This is a genomic window from Pseudomonas sp. S3_E10, assembly GCF_054667615.1.
In genome coordinates, this window is sequence record NZ_CP162743.1 from 3,126,215 (window position 1) to 3,143,749 (window position 17,535).

Annotated in this window: 14 protein-coding genes; 10 read left to right on the plus strand and 4 right to left on the minus strand. The window is 63.5% G+C overall.

Going from position 1 to position 17,535, the window contains the following annotated elements:
- The first annotated feature begins 12 nt into the window (after positions 1-12).
- Positions 13-2,292 carry a phosphoenolpyruvate--protein phosphotransferase gene (ptsP, locus tag AB4N98_RS14195; RefSeq protein WP_017530922.1) on the plus strand — a complete coding sequence of 760 codons (2,280 nt, stop codon included), beginning with the start codon at positions 13-15 and terminating at the stop codon, positions 2,290-2,292.
- Between the two features lie 58 nt (positions 2,293-2,350).
- On the opposite strand, the gene AB4N98_RS14200 is transcribed toward ptsP, so the two are convergent.
- The gene (locus AB4N98_RS14200) at positions 2,351-3,097 is read right to left on the minus strand and encodes an NRDE family protein (RefSeq protein WP_017530923.1); all 747 of its coding nucleotides are present in this window, start codon (positions 3,095-3,097) and stop codon (positions 2,351-2,353) included.
- A 122-nt stretch (positions 3,098-3,219) separates the two neighbouring features.
- On the opposite strand from AB4N98_RS14200, the gene AB4N98_RS14205 reads away from it, so the two are divergent.
- The 3 genes from AB4N98_RS14205 to AB4N98_RS14215 all read left to right on the plus strand — a co-directional run bounded on the left by AB4N98_RS14205 (position 3,220) and on the right by AB4N98_RS14215 (position 5,781).
- Positions 3,220-4,002 carry a sulfite exporter TauE/SafE family protein gene (locus tag AB4N98_RS14205; RefSeq protein ID WP_017530924.1) on the plus strand — a complete coding sequence of 261 codons (783 nt, stop codon included), beginning with the start codon at positions 3,220-3,222 and terminating at the stop codon, positions 4,000-4,002.
- 80 nt (positions 4,003-4,082) lie between these two features.
- Positions 4,083-4,895: a prolipoprotein diacylglyceryl transferase gene (gene lgt, locus AB4N98_RS14210; protein ID WP_017530925.1), complete on the plus strand. Its 813-nt coding sequence runs from the start codon at positions 4,083-4,085 to the stop codon at positions 4,893-4,895.
- A gap of 52 nt (positions 4,896-4,947) precedes the next feature.
- The gene (locus AB4N98_RS14215) at positions 4,948-5,781 is read left to right on the plus strand and encodes a thymidylate synthase (RefSeq protein ID WP_017530926.1); all 834 of its coding nucleotides are present in this window, start codon (positions 4,948-4,950) and stop codon (positions 5,779-5,781) included.
- A 63-nt stretch (positions 5,782-5,844) separates the two neighbouring features.
- On the opposite strand, the gene cadR is transcribed toward AB4N98_RS14215, so the two are convergent.
- On the minus strand, positions 5,845-6,285 hold the full coding sequence (gene cadR, locus AB4N98_RS14220; protein WP_017530927.1) for a Cd(II)/Pb(II)-responsive transcriptional regulator: 441 nt from the start codon (positions 6,283-6,285) through the stop codon (positions 5,845-5,847).
- A gap of 85 nt (positions 6,286-6,370) precedes the next feature.
- On the opposite strand from cadR, the gene AB4N98_RS14225 reads away from it, so the two are divergent.
- From AB4N98_RS14225 to AB4N98_RS14250, 6 genes are all read left to right on the plus strand, one after another.
- Entirely contained in the window at positions 6,371-8,617 is a 2,247-nt protein-coding gene (locus AB4N98_RS14225) for a heavy metal translocating P-type ATPase (RefSeq protein ID WP_068938092.1), read from the plus strand.
- Between the two features lie 15 nt (positions 8,618-8,632).
- The gene (locus AB4N98_RS14230) at positions 8,633-9,496 is read left to right on the plus strand and encodes a LysR family transcriptional regulator (protein WP_017530929.1); all 864 of its coding nucleotides are present in this window, start codon (positions 8,633-8,635) and stop codon (positions 9,494-9,496) included.
- A gap of 235 nt (positions 9,497-9,731) precedes the next feature.
- On the plus strand, positions 9,732-10,796 hold the full coding sequence (locus AB4N98_RS14235; protein ID WP_017530930.1) for a putative 2-aminoethylphosphonate ABC transporter ATP-binding protein: 1,065 nt from the start codon (positions 9,732-9,734) through the stop codon (positions 10,794-10,796).
- Between the two features lies 1 nt (position 10,797).
- Positions 10,798-12,510: a putative 2-aminoethylphosphonate ABC transporter permease subunit gene (locus tag AB4N98_RS14240; RefSeq protein ID WP_065879300.1), complete on the plus strand. Its 1,713-nt coding sequence runs from the start codon at positions 10,798-10,800 to the stop codon at positions 12,508-12,510.
- A 22-nt stretch (positions 12,511-12,532) separates the two neighbouring features.
- The gene (locus AB4N98_RS14245) at positions 12,533-13,555 is read left to right on the plus strand and encodes a putative 2-aminoethylphosphonate ABC transporter substrate-binding protein (RefSeq protein WP_017530932.1); all 1,023 of its coding nucleotides are present in this window, start codon (positions 12,533-12,535) and stop codon (positions 13,553-13,555) included.
- 73 nt (positions 13,556-13,628) lie between these two features.
- Positions 13,629-14,762 carry a TIGR03364 family FAD-dependent oxidoreductase gene (locus AB4N98_RS14250; RefSeq protein ID WP_017530933.1) on the plus strand — a complete coding sequence of 378 codons (1,134 nt, stop codon included), beginning with the start codon at positions 13,629-13,631 and terminating at the stop codon, positions 14,760-14,762.
- A gap of 28 nt (positions 14,763-14,790) precedes the next feature.
- Here AB4N98_RS14250 and AB4N98_RS14255 read toward each other — a convergent pair whose 3' ends face one another.
- Positions 14,791-16,158, minus strand: a complete 1,368-nt coding sequence (locus AB4N98_RS14255) for a GTPase/DUF3482 domain-containing protein (protein WP_017530934.1) — start codon at positions 16,156-16,158, stop codon at positions 14,791-14,793.
- Positions 16,151-17,530 carry a DUF2868 domain-containing protein gene (locus AB4N98_RS14260; RefSeq protein WP_017530935.1) on the minus strand — a complete coding sequence of 460 codons (1,380 nt, stop codon included), beginning with the start codon at positions 17,528-17,530 and terminating at the stop codon, positions 16,151-16,153. Before AB4N98_RS14260 ends, AB4N98_RS14255 begins: the two co-directional genes overlap by 8 nt.
- Positions 17,531-17,535 lie beyond the last annotated feature (5 nt).

Sequence of the window (17,535 nt, forward strand, 5' to 3'; positions counted from 1 at the left end):
CGACCCCGAGCCATGCTCAATACGCTGCGCAAGATCGTCCAGGAAGTTAACTCCGCCAAGGATCTCAAGGCGGCGTTGGGGATTATTGTGTTGCGCGTCAAGGAAGCCATGGGCAGCCAGGTCTGCTCGGTTTACCTGCTGGACCCAGAGACCAACCGTTTTGTGCTGATGGCCACGGAGGGCTTGAACAAGCGCTCCATCGGCAAGGTCAGCATGGCGCCCAATGAAGGTCTGGTTGGCCTGGTGGGGACGCGTGAAGAACCCCTGAACCTTGAAAACGCGGCCGATCACCCGCGTTATCGCTACTTTGCCGAAACCGGCGAAGAGCGTTACGCCTCGTTCCTCGGCGCACCGATCATTCACCACCGCCGCGTTGTCGGCGTGTTGGTTATCCAGCAGAAAGAACGCCGCCAGTTCGACGAAGGTGAAGAAGCCTTCCTCGTGACCATGAGCGCGCAGCTCGCCGGCGTAATTGCCCACGCCGAAGCCACCGGGTCGATCCGTGGCCTGGGCCGCCAGGGCAAGGGCATCCAGGAAGCCAAGTTCGTCGGTGTGCCGGGTTCACCGGGCGCCGCCGTCGGTACGGCCGTGGTCATGTTGCCGCCGGCCGACCTCGATGTGGTGCCGGACAAGTCCGTCGACGACATCGACGCCGAGATCAAACTGTTCAAGACCGCCCTGGAAGGCGTGCGCGCCGACATGCGCAACCTGTCGACCAAGCTGGCGACACAACTGCGCCCCGAAGAGCGTGCGCTGTTCGACGTGTACCAGATGATGCTCGACGACGCGTCGCTGGGTAATGAAGTCAAGACCGTGATCAAGACCGGCCAGTGGGCCCAGGGCGCACTGCGCCAGGTGGTGACCGATCACGTCAACCGTTTCGAATTGATGGACGACGCCTACCTGCGCGAGCGCGCCTCGGACGTGCGCGACCTTGGCCGCCGGTTGCTGGCGTACCTGCAGGAAGATCGCTCCACCAACCTGGTCTACCCCGACAACACCATCCTGATCAGTGAAGAACTGACCGCCACCATGCTCGGCGAAGTGCCCGAGGGCAAGCTGGTGGGCCTGGTCTCGGTACTCGGTTCGGGTAACTCTCACGTCGCGATCCTGGCCCGGGCCATGGGTATTCCGACGGTGATGGGCCTGGTTGACCTGCCGTACTCCAAGGTCGACGGCATCGACATGATCGTCGATGGCCATCGTGGCGAAGTGTTCACCAACCCCAGCGAAGTACTGCGCAAGCAATACGCCGAGGTGGTTGAAGAAGAGAAACAACTGGCGCTGGGCCTCGATTCATTGCGCGAGCTGCCGTGCGTGACCACCGATGGCCACCGTGTGCCGCTGCTGGTCAATACCGGCCTGTTGGCTGACGTGGCCCGCGCGCAACAACGGGGCGCCGAAGGGGTGGGGTTGTACCGCACCGAAGTGCCGTTCATGATCAACCAGCGCTTCCCGAGCGAGAAGGAGCAGCTGGCGATCTATCGCGAGCAACTGCAAGCCTTCCACCCGCTGCCGGTGACCATGCGCAGCCTGGACATCGGCGGCGACAAGTCACTGTCGTATTTCCCCATCAAGGAAGACAACCCCTTCCTCGGCTGGCGCGGCATCCGCGTGACCCTCGACCATCCCGAGATCTTCCTGGTACAGACCCGCGCCATGCTCAAGGCCAGCGAAGGCCTGAACAACCTGCGCATTCTGCTGCCGATGATCTCCGGCACCCATGAGCTGGAAGAAGCCCTGCACCTGATCCACCGCGCCTGGGGCGAAGTGCGCGACGAAGGCGCCGACGTACCGATGCCGCCGATTGGCGTGATGATCGAAATCCCGGCGGCGGTGTACCAGGCCAAGGAATTGGCGCGGCAGGTGGACTTCCTGTCGGTGGGCTCCAACGACCTGACCCAATACCTGCTGGCCGTGGATCGCAACAACCCACGGGTGGCCGACCTTTACGACTACCTGCACCCGGCGGTGCTGCAAGCCCTGCAACATGTGGTGCGCGACGCCCATGCCGAAGGCAAGCCGGTGAGTATCTGCGGCGAAATGGCCGGCGACCCGGCGGCGGCGGTGCTGTTGATGGCGATGGGTTTTGACAGCCTGTCGATGAACGCCACCAACTTGCCGAAAGTGAAGTGGATGCTGCGCCAGGTTGAACTGAGCATGGCCAAGGACCTGCTGGCCGAGCTGATGACCATTGACAACCCGCAAGTTATCCACAGCTCGCTGCAGTTGGCGCTGAAGAATTTGGGGCTGACACGGATGATCAACCCGGCGTCTGCGAAAACCTTGTAACCGACGCTGATCAAAATGTGGGGGGCTTGCCCCCTCCCACATTCTTTTCAGGGTGTGGTTATAAATTGAGTTCGACCTCGCCCAACCGCCCACCCTGCGGCCCGAAACTGCGCTCCACCATCCGCCGTGTCCCATCGGCATTCACAATCAACGCCGTACTGGCCCGTGTTCCATAACTGGGGCTGGCGATAAACACGCTCGACAGCAGACTCTCGGTGGCCAGGCCCACGCCGGTATCCGGCAGCTCGGCAAACGGCGCTGTCTGCGGATCGCTCAGAACCTCCAATAGCGCTTCGGGCTGCGGATCGGTCAGCAATTCGCTCAGCGCGGCTTTGGCCTTAAGCAGTTTTGGCCAAGGCGTGTCCAGCCCTGCGTTGGATAACCCATACACGCCCGGTTTCAACTGCGTGGGCTCGGTGTGATTGGCGTTGTAGTGCCACAACTCATCCCGCGTCCCCACCAGCAGGTTGAACCCGGCATATTCAATCGAACGGCCGTTAACCTCGGCCAAATAATCCTCAATCGACAGCGAACCACTGAGAAACCGCGCCACCAATTCCCCGCGAGACTTGCGTGCCGGCGGCTGATGCGGATCACGGATATTGGTCAGGGCCGCAAATCGCCCTTCGGCATTGACCCCCAACCAGGTGCCGCCCGCTTCCAGATCGCGGCCGGCATAGACATGGGGCGCGTCCTCCCACTGGGCCAAGGGCAGGCTGGGGCGTGCATAAAACTCATCACGGTTGGCCGCGACGATCAGCGGTTGGGCGTGGCCCGGTCGCCAGGCGAAAACAATCAGGCACATCAGGCGATTTCCCTTTGTGTTTTTTTGCCACTCTACCCACTCAACCGCAGGCGTTCCATCGTATCCAGTTGGGTAGCACGCCTTCCATCCGTTAACATGCCGGACTTGATTCGGGGGCTCCCATGGAATTTCTGCTGTATTTGCTGCTGGGCGCCTGCGCGGGCGTGCTCGCGGGGCTGTTCGGCGTGGGCGGTGGGATTATCATTGTGCCGGTGCTGGTGTTCAGCTTCACCGCGCAGGGCTTCGACCCGCAGGTGCTGACCCATCTGGCCGTGGGCACGTCCCTGGCGACGATCATTTTTACTTCGGTCAATGCCGTGCGTGAGCACCACCGACGTGGCGCGGTGCGTTGGCCGATCTTCCTGTGGATGACGGTAGGCATTTTGATCGGCGCAGGCTTCGGCGCGCTGACGGCCGAGGCGATTTCCGGCCCGCACTTGCAGAAGATCATTGGCGTGTTCGCGCTGATCGTGGCCCTGCAATTGGGCCTGGATTTCAAACCCAAGGCCAGCCGCACGGTGCCGGGCAAGGTCGGGCTGACCCTGGCCGGTACGGTGATCGGCTGGGCCTCGGCGATTTTCGGCATCGGTGGCGGCTCGCTGACCGTACCGTTCCTGACCTGGCGCAGCGTGCCCATGCAACAGGCGGTGGCCACCTCGTCGGCCTGCGGCCTGCCGATCGCCCTGGCGAGTGCATTAAGTTTCATGATTCTGGGCTGGCACGACCCGCTGTTGCCCGCTCATAGTCTGGGGTTCGTGTATTTGCCGGCGCTGCTGGGCATTGCCTTGACCAGCATGGTGTTTGCGCGCTTTGGCGCACGCCTGGCGCACCGGTTGTCGCCACGCCTGTTGAAGCGGCTGTTCGCCGGCCTGCTGTTCTGCGTCGGTATAAACTTTCTGATTTAACGGCAATAGCTGTAACGCACGCTTAATCGCGCCCGGGCATGGTCCGGTCGCTATCACGAATGAGTTAACGAGGAGTCGCAATGCTGCCTTACCCGCAGATCGACCCGGTGGCCCTGGCCATCGGTCCGCTGAAAATCCACTGGTACGGGTTGATGTACCTGATCGGCATCGGCGGTGCCTGGCTGTTGGCGTCTCGGCGCCTGAACCGTTTCGACCCGACCTGGACCAAGGAGAAACTCTCCGACATGGTGTTCTGGCTGTCGATGGGGGTGATTGTCGGCGGGCGTCTGGGGTATGTGTTGTTCTACGATCTTCCGGCGTATATCGCCAACCCGATGCTGATTTTCGAAGTGTGGAAGGGCGGCATGGCGTTCCACGGTGGCTTCATCGGTGTGATGATCGCCGCCTGGTGGTTTGGCCGGCGCAACGGCAAATCGTTCTTCGAACTGATGGATTTCGTCGCGCCATTGGTGCCGATCGGCCTGGGCGCCGGGCGTATCGGTAACTTCATCAATGCCGAGCTGTGGGGCAAGCCGACCGACGTGCCGTGGGCCATGGTCTTCCCGCCGTTCAGCGACCCGGCGCAACTGCCGCGCCATCCGTCGCAGTTGTACCAGTTCGCCCTGGAAGGTGTGGCGCTGTTCCTGATCCTTTATCTGTTCTCGCGCAAGCCACGCCCGACCATGGCGGTGTCCGGTATGTTCGCGTTGTTCTACGGGATCTTCCGCTTTATCGTCGAGTTCGTGCGTGTGCCGGACGCACAGCTGGGCTACCTGGCGTGGGGCTGGTTGACCATGGGGCAGGTGCTCAGCATGCCGATGATTCTCGTGGGCCTGGGCCTGCTGTGGTGGGCGTACAATCGCCCGCAACCGTTGAAGAACACCGCGCTTTGAATTCGAACGCCGGGGCCTGCGAGGTCTCGGCTTCAACGATACAGGTAATGATATGAAGCAATATCTCGAGCTGCTGAACGACGTCGTGACCAATGGCCTGACCAAGGGCGATCGCACCGGCACCGGCACCAAGGCTGTGTTCGCCCGTCAGTATCGGCATAACCTGGCCGACGGTTTCCCGCTGCTGACCACCAAGAAGCTTCACTTCAAAAGCATCGCCAACGAGCTGATCTGGATGTTGAGCGGCAATACCAATATCAAGTGGCTAAACGAAAACGGCGTGCGCATCTGGGACGAATGGGCCACCGAAGACGGCGACCTGGGCCCGGTATACGGCGAACAGTGGACCGCCTGGCCGACCAAGGACGGCGGCACGATCAATCAGATCGACTATATGGTTCATACGCTCAAGACCAACCCTAACAGCCGCCGCATCCTGTTCCACGGCTGGAACGTCGAATATCTGCCGGACGAAACCAAGAGCCCCCAGGAAAACGCGCAAAACGGCAAGCAAGCCCTGCCGCCGTGCCATTTGCTGTACCAGGCATTCGTGCATGAGGGGCATCTGTCGATGCAGTTGTACATTCGCAGTTCCGATGTGTTCCTCGGCCTGCCGTACAACACGGCGGCCCTGGCCCTGCTCACCCATATGCTGGCCCAACAGTGCGACCTGATCCCCCACGAGATCATCGTCACCACCGGCGACACCCACGCCTACAGCAACCATATGGAACAGATCCGCACCCAGCTGGCGCGCACGCCGAAGAAGCTGCCGGAACTGGTGATCAAGCGTAAGCCTGCGTCTATCTACGATTACAAATTCGAAGATTTTGAGATCGTGGGCTACGACGCCGACCCAAGCATCAAGGCCGACGTCGCGATCTAAAGCCGGTCACGGCTCAAGTGTGGGAGCAAGCCCCCTCCCACATTTGAACTGCGTTCGCTTGAATTAATGGCCATGGCTTCTGCCCACATGCGAAGGCTCAGCCTCGCTGGCCTGCACACTTCCGCTGACCTCCAGCCGTTGCAAAATCCCGCACTGCTCCCCACCCCCACAGCGCTGGCGCAGGTCCAGCAGTTGCTCCTGCAACGCCAACAGCCCATCGATCCGCGCTTTTACGTGATGGATGTGTTCGTCGATCAACGCATTCACGCTTTCGCACTGGTCCTGAGGGCTGTCGCGCAGGCTGAGCAGGCTGCGGATTTCTTCCAGGGTCATGTCGAGGCTGCGGCAGTTACGGATAAAGACCAGCCGTTCGGTGTGCGCCTGGGTGTACACGCGGTAGTTGGCGTCAGTGCGTGCCGGGGGCGGCAGCAGGCTTTCTTTCTCGTAATAGCGGATGGTTTCCACCGGGCAATCGGTGAGTTTGGCCAGTTCGCCGATCTTCATCGCAGCAATCTCCAAATGGGTGCTTGACCCTATAGTGGCTACAGGGTCTTTACTTGGCAACAGGCACCTTTATGGACGCGACCTGATGAGCGATTCCCTGCACACCCCACACAAACACGACCATGACCACGGCGAGAAGAAGCTGACGCCCGTGCATAACCACGGCCACGGCGGCGCCTGTTGTTCCGGCACGCCGGCCCCTGCGGTGGTGCAACTGAGCGAAGCGCCTACCGCCGGCTCACGCCTGAGCACATTCCGTATCGAGGCCATGGACTGCCCCACCGAGCAAACGCTGATCCAGAACAAACTGGGCAAGCTGGCCGGCGTGCAGCAGTTGGAATTCAACCTGATCAACCGCATCCTCGGCGTCACCCATGACCTGCCGAGCACGGCGCCGATCATCGACGCGATCAAATCCCTCGGCATGCAGGCCGACCCGATTGAACAAGGCACACCGGCCGCCGAGCCGCCCGCCAAGAAACACTGGTGGCCGCTGGCGTTGTCCGGCGTAGGGGCGTTGGCGGCCGAAGTACTGCACTTCACCAACGCTGCGCCCACGTGGGTGATTGCCATCGTGGCGCTGGTGTCGATCCTCAGCGGCGGCCTCACCACCTACAAAAAGGGCTGGATTGCCCTGAAAAACCTCAACCTGAACATCAACGCGTTGATGAGCATCGCTGTCACCGGCGCGGTGCTGATCGGCCAATGGCCGGAAGCCGCCATGGTGATGTTCCTGTTCACCGTGGCCGAACTGATCGAAGCCAAGTCCCTGGACCGTGCGCGCAATGCCATCAGCGGCTTGATGCAGATGACGCCGGAGCAGGCGACGGTGCGACAGGCTGACGGCAGTTGGGCGGAACAGGAGGTCAAAAACGTCGAAATTGGGGCTATTGTGCGGGTAAAGCCAGGCGAGCGGATTGGCTTGGACGGGGAGGTCACGGCGGGTCAATCCACCATTGACCAAGCGCCGATTACCGGCGAAAGCCTGCCGATTGAAAAGACCGTGGGCGACAAAGTCTTCGCCGGCACCATCAACCAGGCTGGTTCCCTGGAATACGCCGTGACGGCAGCGGCCAACAACTCGACGCTGGCGCGGATCATCCACGCCGTTGAGCAGGCCCAAGGGGCCCGCGCACCGACTCAGCGCTTCGTTGACAGTTTTTCCAGGGTCTACACCCCGGCGGTGTTCCTGTTTGCCCTGGGCGTGGCGGTTATCCCGCCGCTGTTCATGGGCGGTATGTGGTTCGACTGGGTCTACCGCGCCCTGGTGCTGCTGGTGGTCGCATGCCCCTGCGCGCTGGTGATTTCCACCCCGGTGACCATCGTCAGCGGCCTGGCGGCGGCGGCGCGCAAAGGCATCCTGATCAAGGGCGGCGTGTACCTGGAGGGCGGTTACAAGCTCGACTACCTGGCGCTGGACAAGACCGGCACGATTACCCACGGCAAGCCGGTGCAAACCGATTACCTGGCACTGTTCCCCAACGTTGAAGACCGCGCGCAGGCCTTGGCCGCGAGCCTGGCCGGGCGGTCGGACCACCCCGTGTCGCTGGCCATCGCCAACGCGGCTGTGGATAAACACCTGCCGACCCACACGGTGGATAACTTCGAAGCCCTGGCCGGTCGGGGTGTGCGCGGTGATATCAACGGCCAGACCTACCACCTCGGCAATCACCGTCTGGTGGAAGACCTTGGCCTGTGTTCATCGGCGCTGGAAGAAAAACTCTTCGCCCTGGAGAAACAAGGCAAGTCCGTGGTGCTACTGCTCGATACGTCCGGCCCGCTGGCACTGTTCGCAGTGGCCGACACGGTCAAGGACAGTAGCCGCGAAGCCATCCAGCAACTGCACGAGCTGGGCATCAAGACCCTGATGCTCACGGGCGACAACACCCACACCGCCCAGGCGATTGCGGCTCAGGTCGGCATCGACCAGGCCCAGGGCGACCTGCTGCCCACCGACAAATTGCACGCCATCGAAACCCTCTACAGCCACGGCAGCCGCGTGGGCATGGTGGGTGACGGCATCAACGACGCCCCGGCGCTGGCCCGCGCCGAAATTGGCTTTGCCATGGCCGCCGCCGGCACCGACACCGCCATCGAGACCGCCGACGTGGCGCTGATGGACGATGATTTGCGCAAGATCCCGGCTTTCATTCGGTTGTCGCGGCAAACGTCGAGTATCCTCAAGCAGAACATCGCCCTGGCGTTGGTGATCAAGGCCATCTTCCTGGCAGTCACGTTCCTGGGCATGGCCACCATGTGGATGGCCGTGTTCGCCGACATGGGCGTGAGCCTGCTGGTGGTGTTCAATGGCCTGCGCCTGTTGCGCAAATGAGGATGAGAGGGTGGTGTGCTGAGTGCTGAGCTGAAGGCGTTTTTCATGGTCGCCCGCCTGGGCAGCATCACCCAGGCGGCGAAAAAACTCGGCCTCAGCCAGCCCACGGTTACCACCCAGATACGCAACCTGGAAAGTCATTACGGCGTCGAGCTGTTCTACCGTGGCGGCCGCCGCCTTACCGTCAGCGACGAGGGCGCGCGGCTGTTGCCGATGGTCAAGGCGCTGTTGCAGCAGGAAGCGGATATCGAATTTTTCCTGCGCAACAACGGCCAGGTCCAGGGCGCCTTGCGCATTGCGGCAACGGCGCCGTATTACATTCTTGATCTGGTCAAAGCCTTTCGCGAGCGCCTGCCGCAAGTGGACGTGTCGGTAGAAATCGGCAACTCCCAACAAGTCCTCGAAGCGTTGGACGAATACCGCGTCGATGTCGCCGCCTCGTCGCAGTTGCTCGAAGACCCGCGCCTGATCCGCCGTGTGCTCGGTACCGACCCCCTGGTGCTGGCGGTGCACCGCACTCATCCCCTGGCCCAGCACGAGCATGTGCCGTTGACCGCACTGGCCGGGCACACGTTGTTGATGCGCGAAGCCGGTTCCACGACACGGCGCCTGACCGAAGAGATGTTGCAAGGGGCCGGCGTCAGCTGCGGCCCGCTGCTGGAAATCGGCAGCCGCGAATCGATCCGCGAGGCCGTGCTGCGCAATATCGGCATCAGCATCATTGCCCGCCAGGAAGTGCCTCATGACCCGCAACTGCGGGTGCTGACCTTGGAGAATGCGCCGCAGATCGCGGAGTATCTGTACTGCCTCAAAGAGCGCAAAGCCGCGCGGCTGCCGGCGGCGTTCCTCGGGTTGGCGCAGGAGATGTCGCCGCTCTGAAGCGTTGTGGTGGCCTTTGGGCCAATCGGGAGCAGGCCCCCCTCCCACATTTGAAGGTATTCACACATCAAAATGTGGGAGGGGGCTTGCTCCCGATAGCGGCACACCAGGCAAGCCCTTCCACAAGTCCTACACAAATCCACCAATACCACTATTGCTCCCTTTTGCCTTCCTGCCACACGAGCGACGCATTGCCTGCCTAGCATGGCCTTCATCCGTTTGATGAGGTGCCACCATGAACACAGCCCTGAGCCAACCCGGCGCGCCGATGAAGGTGCGCGGTATCCAGAAACGCTTCGGCGCCTTTAACGCGCTGGACAACGTGTCTCTGGATGTCGCCGCCGGCGAGTTGGTGTGCCTGCTGGGGCCGTCCGGTTGCGGCAAGACCACGTTGCTGCGCTGCATCGCCGGCCTGGAGCGCCAGGACAGCGGCGAGCTTTACCTGGGCCACCGCGATGTTTCCCTGCTGCCGCCGCAGGCCCGGGACTACGGTATTTTGTTCCAGTCCTACGCGCTGTTTCCCAACCTCACCGTCGAAGCGAACATTGGCTACGGCCTCACCGGCAGCGGCCGCGATGAAGCGCGCAAGCGCGTCGGGCAGATGCTCGAACTGGTCGGCTTGCTGGGCAGCGAAAAGAAATACCCAGGCCAACTCTCCGGCGGCCAGCAGCAGCGGGTGGCTCTGGCCCGCGCCTTGGCCCCGGCGCCGTCATTATTGTTGCTCGACGAGCCCATGTCGGCCCTCGATGCCCGCGTGCGTGAGCACCTGTGCACCGAGCTGCGCCAACTGCAGCGGCGCCTGGGCATCACCACCTTGATGGTCACCCATAATCAGGACGAGGCCATGTTGATGGCCGACCGCATCGCTGTGATGAACAACGGCAAGGTCGAGCAATACGCCACGCCCCAGGAGATTTACGACCGCCCGGCCACGCCGTTCGTGGCGGAGTTTGTCGGCCAGGGCAACTGGCTGCCATTCAGCCGCAGCAGCGCCAGCCATGCCCAAGTCGGCGGGATGAACATGCGCCTGGCCGATGATGCCGGCGGGGCCAGGTCCGGTCGTCTGTTCTGCCGCCCGGAAGCCATCAGCGTGAACCCCCCTGTGCATGAAGAAAACCTGTTCCCGGCCAAGGTGCGCGAGATCACCTTCCTCGGCAATCGCTGTCGCATGAGCTTTGAGCTGGAGCAATTGCCCGGTCACCCGCTGCTGGCCGAGCTGGCTCCCGAAGCCATGCCGCGCCTGGGCGCCCAGGACATTTGGGTGGCCCTGCCGCCACGCAGCCTGCAGGTGTTTGCCTGAGATGGCCGTTGATATGACATTGCCGATACCGCGTGAGGTGTCGCGCGCTGAAAGGGGCGATCGCCTGTTTGTGGTCGGCGGCAAGGTGCTGTGGCTGTGCCTGTTGGGCATCGCGGTGTTGATGCCATTGCTGGCGATTTTCTGGCGTGGTTTCAGCAGCGAGGCCGGGCAGGGCGGCGGCCTGATAGCGGCGCGGGAGCTGCTGAGCAGCGCGAATTTCCATTGGCTGTTGGGCAACAGCCTCAAAGTTTCCCTCAGCGTTGCGGCCATCGTCGTACCGTTGGCCTACCTGTTTGCCTACGCCCTGCAACGCACGATGATTCCCGGCAAGGCCATCTGGCGCGGCCTGTCCCTGCTGCCGTTGATGGCGCCATCGATGCTGCCGGGCATTGCGCTGGTGTACCTGTTCGGTAACCAGGGCCTGCTGCGCGGGCTGCTTGCAGAGAATGTCTACGGCTTCTGGGGGATTGTTTTGGGGGAGGTGATCTACACCTTCCCACATGCGCTGATGATCTTGCTGTCGGCGCTGTCGCTGGCGGATGCGCGGCTGTTCGATGCGGCCTCCAGCATGGGCGCCAGCCCGGCGCGGGCGTTTCGCAGCATCACCTGGCCGGCCACACGCCAGGCGGTGTTTGCCGCGTTTTGCCTGGTGTTCACCCTGACCATCACCGACTTCGGCGTGCCCGTGGTGGTGGGGGGCGACTACCAGGTGCTGGCGCTGGAAGCCTACAAGGCGGTGGTGGGCCAGCAGCAGTTCGGACGCGGCGCGTTGATCGGCATGGTGTTGCTGCTGCCGGCGCTGTTCAGCTTTGGTGTGGATGCGTGGTTACGCCGGCGGCATGGCGACGCCATGAGCGGCCGTGCTCAGGTCTTCCAGCCGGCGCCGTCGCGCCTCAGGGATGGCTGCTACCTGGCGATCGTCCTGCTGATTTGCGCGGTGTTGTTGCTGGTGTTCGGCATGGCGGTGTATTCCTCGCTGGTGAAATTCTGGCCGTACAATCTGTCGCTGTCGCTCAACCACTACCGGTTTGAAGACACGGCGGGCGGCGGTTGGCTGGCCTATCGCAACAGCCTGACCCTGGCGCTGTGTACCGCATTGGCCGGCAGCGTGCTGATTTTCACCGGCGCCTACCTGATGGAAAAGACCCAGGGCCAGAAGGGCCTGACCCTGGCGCTGCGCCTGCTCAGCTTTGTGCCGATGGCCGTGCCGGGGTTGGTGTTGGGGCTAGGCTACGTGTTTTTTTTCAACCTCAACGGCAACCCGCTGCATGTGTTCTACGGGACCATGACCCTGCTGGTGGCGTGCACCATTGCTCATTATTTGACCACCGCGCAGATGACCGCCACCACGGCGCTGCGCCAACTGGACGCCGAATTCGAAGCCGCCGCGCTGTCGCTCAAGGCGCCGCTGTACCGCCACTTTTTGCGCGTCACCGTGCCGATCTGCCTACCGGCGCTGCTGGATATCGTGCGCTACCTGTTTGTGTCGGCGATGACCACCGTGTCTGCCGCGATCTTCCTCTACAGCCCCAGCACCATCCTCGCCGCCGTCGCCGTGTTGAACATGGACGACGCCGGCAATGTGGGCGGTGCGGCGGCCATGTCGAGCCTGATCCTGTTCACTTCGGCCGGTGTCTCGCTGCTGCTGGCGTGGGCCTCACGTGGCGCGTTGCGCCGCTCCCAAGCCTGGCGCCAGAGCGCGCCGGGCCAATAAACATCCTGAAAGGAGATGCTCCATGTTCAAGCCCCTGGCCCTGGTCGTTGCCGTGCTTAGCGCATTCAGCCTGAATGCCTTCGCCAAGACCGAGCTCACCGTGTACACGGCCCTCGAAGCCGAGCAATTGAAGACCTACAAAAAGGCCTTCGAACAGGCCAACCCCGACGTCGAGATCAAATGGGTGCGCGACTCCACCGGCATCATCACCGCCAAACTGCTGGCCGAAAAAGACCGCCCGCAGGCTGACGTGGTGTGGGGCCTGGCCGCCTCCAGCCTGGCGATCCTCGACCAGCAGGGCATGCTCGACAACTACGCACCCAAGGACCTGGACAAGATCGGCAAAAACTACCGCGACGCCGCCAACCCACCGGCGTGGGTCGGCATGGACGTTTGGGCCGCGACCCTCTGTTTCAATACCGTCGAAGCCGAGAAGCAGGGCCTCACCAAACCGGTGAGCTGGCAAGACCTGACCAAGCCTGAGTACAAGGGCAAGATCGTCATGCCTAACCCGGCGTCCTCGGGCACCGGCTTTCTGGACGTGAGTGCCTGGCTGCAGACCTTCGGCGAGAAGCAGGGCTGGCAGTACATGGACGACTTGCACCAGAACATCGGCCAGTACGTCCACTCCGGTTCCAAGCCGTGCAAGCTGGCGGCTTCCGGCGAGTTCCCGATTGGTATTTCGTTCGAATACCCGGCCGTACAGCTCAAGCGCCAGGGCGCACCGCTGGACATCATCCTGCCGAAGGAAGGCCTGGGTTGGGAGATCGAAGCCACGGCGGTGATCAAGGGCACCGCCCACGCCGAGGCCGCGAAAAAACTCGCCGACTTCTCCGCCAGCCCCGCAGCGATGGAGCTGTACAAGGACAACTTCGCCGTCCTCGCGCAGCCGGGTATCGCCAAGCCGCAAACCGAATTGCCGGCCGATTACGAGCAGCGGTTGATCAAGAACGACTTTGCCTGGGCCTCGAAGCATCGCGACAGCATCCTGGCTGAGTGGCGCAAGCGTTATGACGGCAAGTCGGAGAAGGTGGCCGGTCAGTAAGGTTTTCGTTAGGGCTGATGGCCTCATCGGGGGCTTGCCCCCGATGACGGCTTCGAATTCAGGACATCACTTCATGACACACCACAGCGACCTGCTGATAGTCGGCGCCGGCATCCTCGGCCTGTCCCACGCCTATGCCGCCGCCAAGCGCGGCCTAAAGGTCAAGGTGTTCGAGCGCAGCGCCACGCCGTTGGGCGCGTCAGTGCGCAACTTCGGCCAGGCATTGGTCACCGGCCAGCCGCCTGGGCCGATGCTCGACCTGGCACGGGAAAGCCGCGAAATCTGGGGCCATTGGGCGCAGGTGGCAGGCCTGCAACTCAAGCGCAAGGGCGCGTACCTGTTTGCCCGCACCGAAGCCGAAGAGCACCTGCTCGAAGCTTTCTGCGCCGGGCGCGCACGGCAGCACGGCTACAACGTCGAGCTGTTGCAAGGCGCGGCGCTGAGGGATCTGTATGGCGGCCAGTTTCGTCATCACCGCGCGGCGCTGCATGGCAAGGACGATCAGCAACTGTATTCGCGCGAAGCCATCCCGGCGCTGATCCACTACCTGAGCCAGCAGCTTGACGTGGAGTTTCATTTTTCCACCCTGGTGCGCGACGTCGAGCCGGGCCAGTTGCACAGCACGGCGGGGAGTTTTCGCGGCAAGCAGATCATCGTGTGCTCCGGCCACGATTACCAAACCCTGCTGGCCGAGGCGCTGGCCGAACTCAACCCGCACGTCTGCCGCCTGCAAATGCTGCGGGCCCGGCCGGCGCTTAACCTGAACCTGCAACATGCGTTGCTCACGGGCCTCAGTTGCGTGCATTACGGCGCCTTCGCCGACCTGCCGGAAGCCGCGCCGGTGCAGGCGCAGATCCTGCGTGAAGCCCCGCACCTGCAGGCGCACGGGATTCACCTGCTGATCAGCCCGACGCCCCATGGCGAACTGATCATCGGCGACTCCCACGACTACGGCAGCGATGCGTCGCCGTTCAATGCCGAGCAGGTCGATGACTGGATGATTGAACTGGCCGAGCAGACCTTGGGCTGCACGATCCAAGTGGTGGAGCGTTGGCAGGGTGTGTATGGCGCGCGCGGGCCGGGGCCGTTCTCGTTCGTGCGCGTGGCGCCAGGCGTGAGCGCGGCGTTGATGCACACTGGGGTGGGCATGAGCGTGGGGCCGGCGATGGCCGAGCGCAATATCCGCGCGTTATGGGGCGAGGCGTGATGCATCGGGAACAGGTGATGGCAGCCGATCAGGATTCGTCCAGGCGCTGAGCCAATGCTTCGATCTGTTCCTGACGCTCGGCCTGGCTCAGTCTGGCGTGAGGGTTGAGGGACGACCACTGCGGATGGGCGCGGGCCTTGTGCAGCGCGTCCGGCAACTTGCCTTCACGCCAGGTTTTGTCTTGGGGCGTGTCGACCTTGATGCTGTGCATCGCCGCGTGGCCGCGCAGATTCAGGGCTTTGAGCAATTGGCGTTGGCGCAGGGCGAGCAGGCGCAGCACGCTGTCGTCGACGGTCAGCTCGCGCTGGCCTTTGATTTTGCCCAGCAGGCGGCTGCCATAACCGCGCGCGGTTTGCAGCGCGCCCCCGGCGATGGCACCGGCTAAGGCGGCAGCGCCCAGCGTCAGGCCACCGACCAGCAGGTCTACGCCGGCACCGGCCGCCGCGCCGGCCGCGATCCCACCGCCCACGCGCACGCCGAGTTGCTTGAGGGTTTCCGGGTTGAACAGGTCATCGCCCCAGCGGCCGTCGAGCAGCGGTAGATCGCTGGCGGCAGCGTCCTGCGGGCGGAACCCGAACAGCTTGAGCAACGCCTCCACGCATTTTTGTTCGCGCTGGCGCACGGCTTTACGCAACTCGCTGATGGCTTGCGGCTCATCTTCAGTGACCACGCTGCGCCGGCACGCGGCGCAATCGATCAACAGCTCGGCAATCAACTGCGCGGCGCTTTGCTGGCGGGCCTGGCGTTGGGCTTCTTGATCCAGAATCAAGCGTTCCAATTGCGGCCGTGCGTTTTCCAGCAACAAGGCGAGGCTTTCATACAGGCGCCGCTCGCCGTCTTGCGGCGGCGCCACGCTGTCAAACCGCACCAGTGCATGCAGGCCAAGGCGGGCCAGGGCTTCGCGCCACTCCGGTTCGCGGTGCCCGCTGCTGCTGACGAAATTGAGCACCGGCAGCAGCGGTTTGCCGCAACTGGCCAGTACTTGCAGCTCATCACGGTACTTGGCCAGCACCGGCTCGCGGGCGTCGATCACATACAGGCCGGCATCCGAGGCCAGCAGTTGGCGCAATACCTTGGCCTCTTGCTCGAAACGCTGGCGGGCTTCGCTGCCTTCGAGGAACCGTGAGAGGCGCGCCGGGCCATCCAGGCGTTCGCCGGGGCGGTCGAGGCGTTCCAGGTAGTCGAGCAGGGCGATGGCATCTTCCAGGCCGGGCGTGTCGTACAGCTCCAGCAGGGCTTGGCCCTCCACCGACAAGCGCGCGCCTTCCACATGCCGCGTGGTGCTGGGGCGATGGGAGACCTCGCCGAAGCCCACATCGCGGGTCAGCGTGCGCAGCAGCGAGGTCTTGCCCACATTGGTGTGGCCGACCACGGCGAGTTTCAGCGGTTTAGTCATGACCGGTCTCCAGCCAGTTCAGCGGCGCGCAGTCGGCAAACGGCAGCTGCAACTGTTGCAGCGCGGTGTGCCAATCGCCCAGGCGCTCGGCGTCCAGCGCCTGGCCCGGTGGCGCTTGCAGCAACCACACGCGGGTGGCCCCGGCACTGCGCGCCAGTTCGCCGATCAGCGCCAGGCTGCCGCGATCCGGCGAGCGACGAGGGTCGCAGGCAATGGCCAGGCGCGCGGGCGGGAAGCGCGTGAGTTGCTCCAGCAGTTTGTGACGCGATTCGCGGCTGTCGAGAATGCCGGCGTCTTTTACGTTGCCGGGCAATGTGGGCGGCCAGGGGCGTTGATCGTCCAGTTCGATCGCCACCACCAGCGCGCCGTCGCTTTGCAGTTCGCTCACGCCGCCGCTGACGGGGTGCAGGTGTTCCGGGGCGGCGTCGTTGACCCCGAGGCGTTCGCTGCTCGGCATCAAGCGTTCGCGCAATTGGCTGTAGCCGGGCAGGTTCAGGTCCAGGCGCAACGCGGCACGCCCGCGTTTCCAGCGCCATAGGCACAGCAGGGCGAGGATCAACCTTGGCAGCAGGCCATAGACCAGCAACACGCCCACCAGCCAGGCGGCCCAGGCTTGGCGGGCGTTTTCGATAGTCAGTGCCGAGTCGCCGCTGGCGCGGATCATCTCGACGGTCGGCACGTTGAAGCCGAGCCAGGCAGGCAGGGTGCCGAGGGCTTGGGTGACGGCGACAAAGGTGTCGGCGCCGAGGATGGTGGTTTCCCACACGAAGCCGTAGCGCCTTGTGGCAAGCAGCGTCAGCAGGATCACCAACGCACTGAGCAACGCCAGCAGCCATAGGCCGTTGACCAGCGCGCCGACGGCCCAGCGATTGAGCTTTTGGCGCTGCAACAACAGCACTAACGCCGGCGCCAGTTGCGCGGCCTTGGCGTCACGCGCCAGTTTTTCGCTGAGCCATAGCCACAGGCGGCCGAGACTGGCGCTGTGCTCGCCGGCAAACAGCAGGCCCAGGGCCCAACTGAGCAGCAGGATCAGGTTCAAGCCGAGCAGGCTGCCCAGGGCCCAGAACACGTTCACCGGGGCCTGGCCGTTGCCCAGCGCGGCAAAGGCCAGGCCGGCGCCGCTGACAACGGCAACGATCGCCAGCAACACCAGAGCCAGCCGCGCACCTTGCAGCCAGCGGGTGAGGGCGGCGCTGAGGCCATCGCGCTCGGCCAAGTGCAGGGCGCGGTGCTGGATGCGCGCCGGCAGGTCGCCGCCGGCCGTGCGGGCCAGTCGGTTGGCTTCCTGGTCTTCCAGGGGGCCGGCGTGTTCTTCACGCAGGCGCACGGTTTCTGTCAGCCAGAGTGTGTGCAGGGGAGTCAGTGCAGTCACGCGCC

What these genes read in the sequence shown, in the direction of transcription:
- AB4N98_RS14225 (WP_068938092.1), top strand. Translation starts at nt 6,371, where the DNA reads ATGAGCGATTCCCTGCACACCCCACACAAACACGACCATGACCACGGC.
- lgt (WP_017530925.1), top strand. Translation starts at nt 4,083, where the DNA reads ATGCTGCCTTACCCGCAGATCGACCCGGTGGCCCTGGCCATCGGTCCG.
- AB4N98_RS14200 (WP_017530923.1), bottom strand. Translation starts at nt 3,097, where the DNA reads ATGTGCCTGATTGTTTTCGCCTGGCGACCGGGCCACGCCCAACCGCTG.
- cadR (WP_017530927.1), bottom strand. Translation starts at nt 6,285, where the DNA reads ATGAAGATCGGCGAACTGGCCAAACTCACCGATTGCCCGGTGGAAACC.
- AB4N98_RS14205 (WP_017530924.1), top strand. Translation starts at nt 3,220, where the DNA reads ATGGAATTTCTGCTGTATTTGCTGCTGGGCGCCTGCGCGGGCGTGCTC.
- AB4N98_RS14235 (WP_017530930.1), top strand. Translation starts at nt 9,732, where the DNA reads ATGAACACAGCCCTGAGCCAACCCGGCGCGCCGATGAAGGTGCGCGGT.
- AB4N98_RS14255 (WP_017530934.1), bottom strand. Translation starts at nt 16,158, where the DNA reads ATGACTAAACCGCTGAAACTCGCCGTGGTCGGCCACACCAATGTGGGC.
- ptsP (WP_017530922.1), top strand. Translation starts at nt 13, where the DNA reads ATGCTCAATACGCTGCGCAAGATCGTCCAGGAAGTTAACTCCGCCAAG.
- AB4N98_RS14240 (WP_065879300.1), top strand. Translation starts at nt 10,798, where the DNA reads ATGGCCGTTGATATGACATTGCCGATACCGCGTGAGGTGTCGCGCGCT.
- AB4N98_RS14215 (WP_017530926.1), top strand. Translation starts at nt 4,948, where the DNA reads ATGAAGCAATATCTCGAGCTGCTGAACGACGTCGTGACCAATGGCCTG.
- AB4N98_RS14245 (WP_017530932.1), top strand. Translation starts at nt 12,533, where the DNA reads ATGTTCAAGCCCCTGGCCCTGGTCGTTGCCGTGCTTAGCGCATTCAGC.
- AB4N98_RS14250 (WP_017530933.1), top strand. Translation starts at nt 13,629, where the DNA reads ATGACACACCACAGCGACCTGCTGATAGTCGGCGCCGGCATCCTCGGC.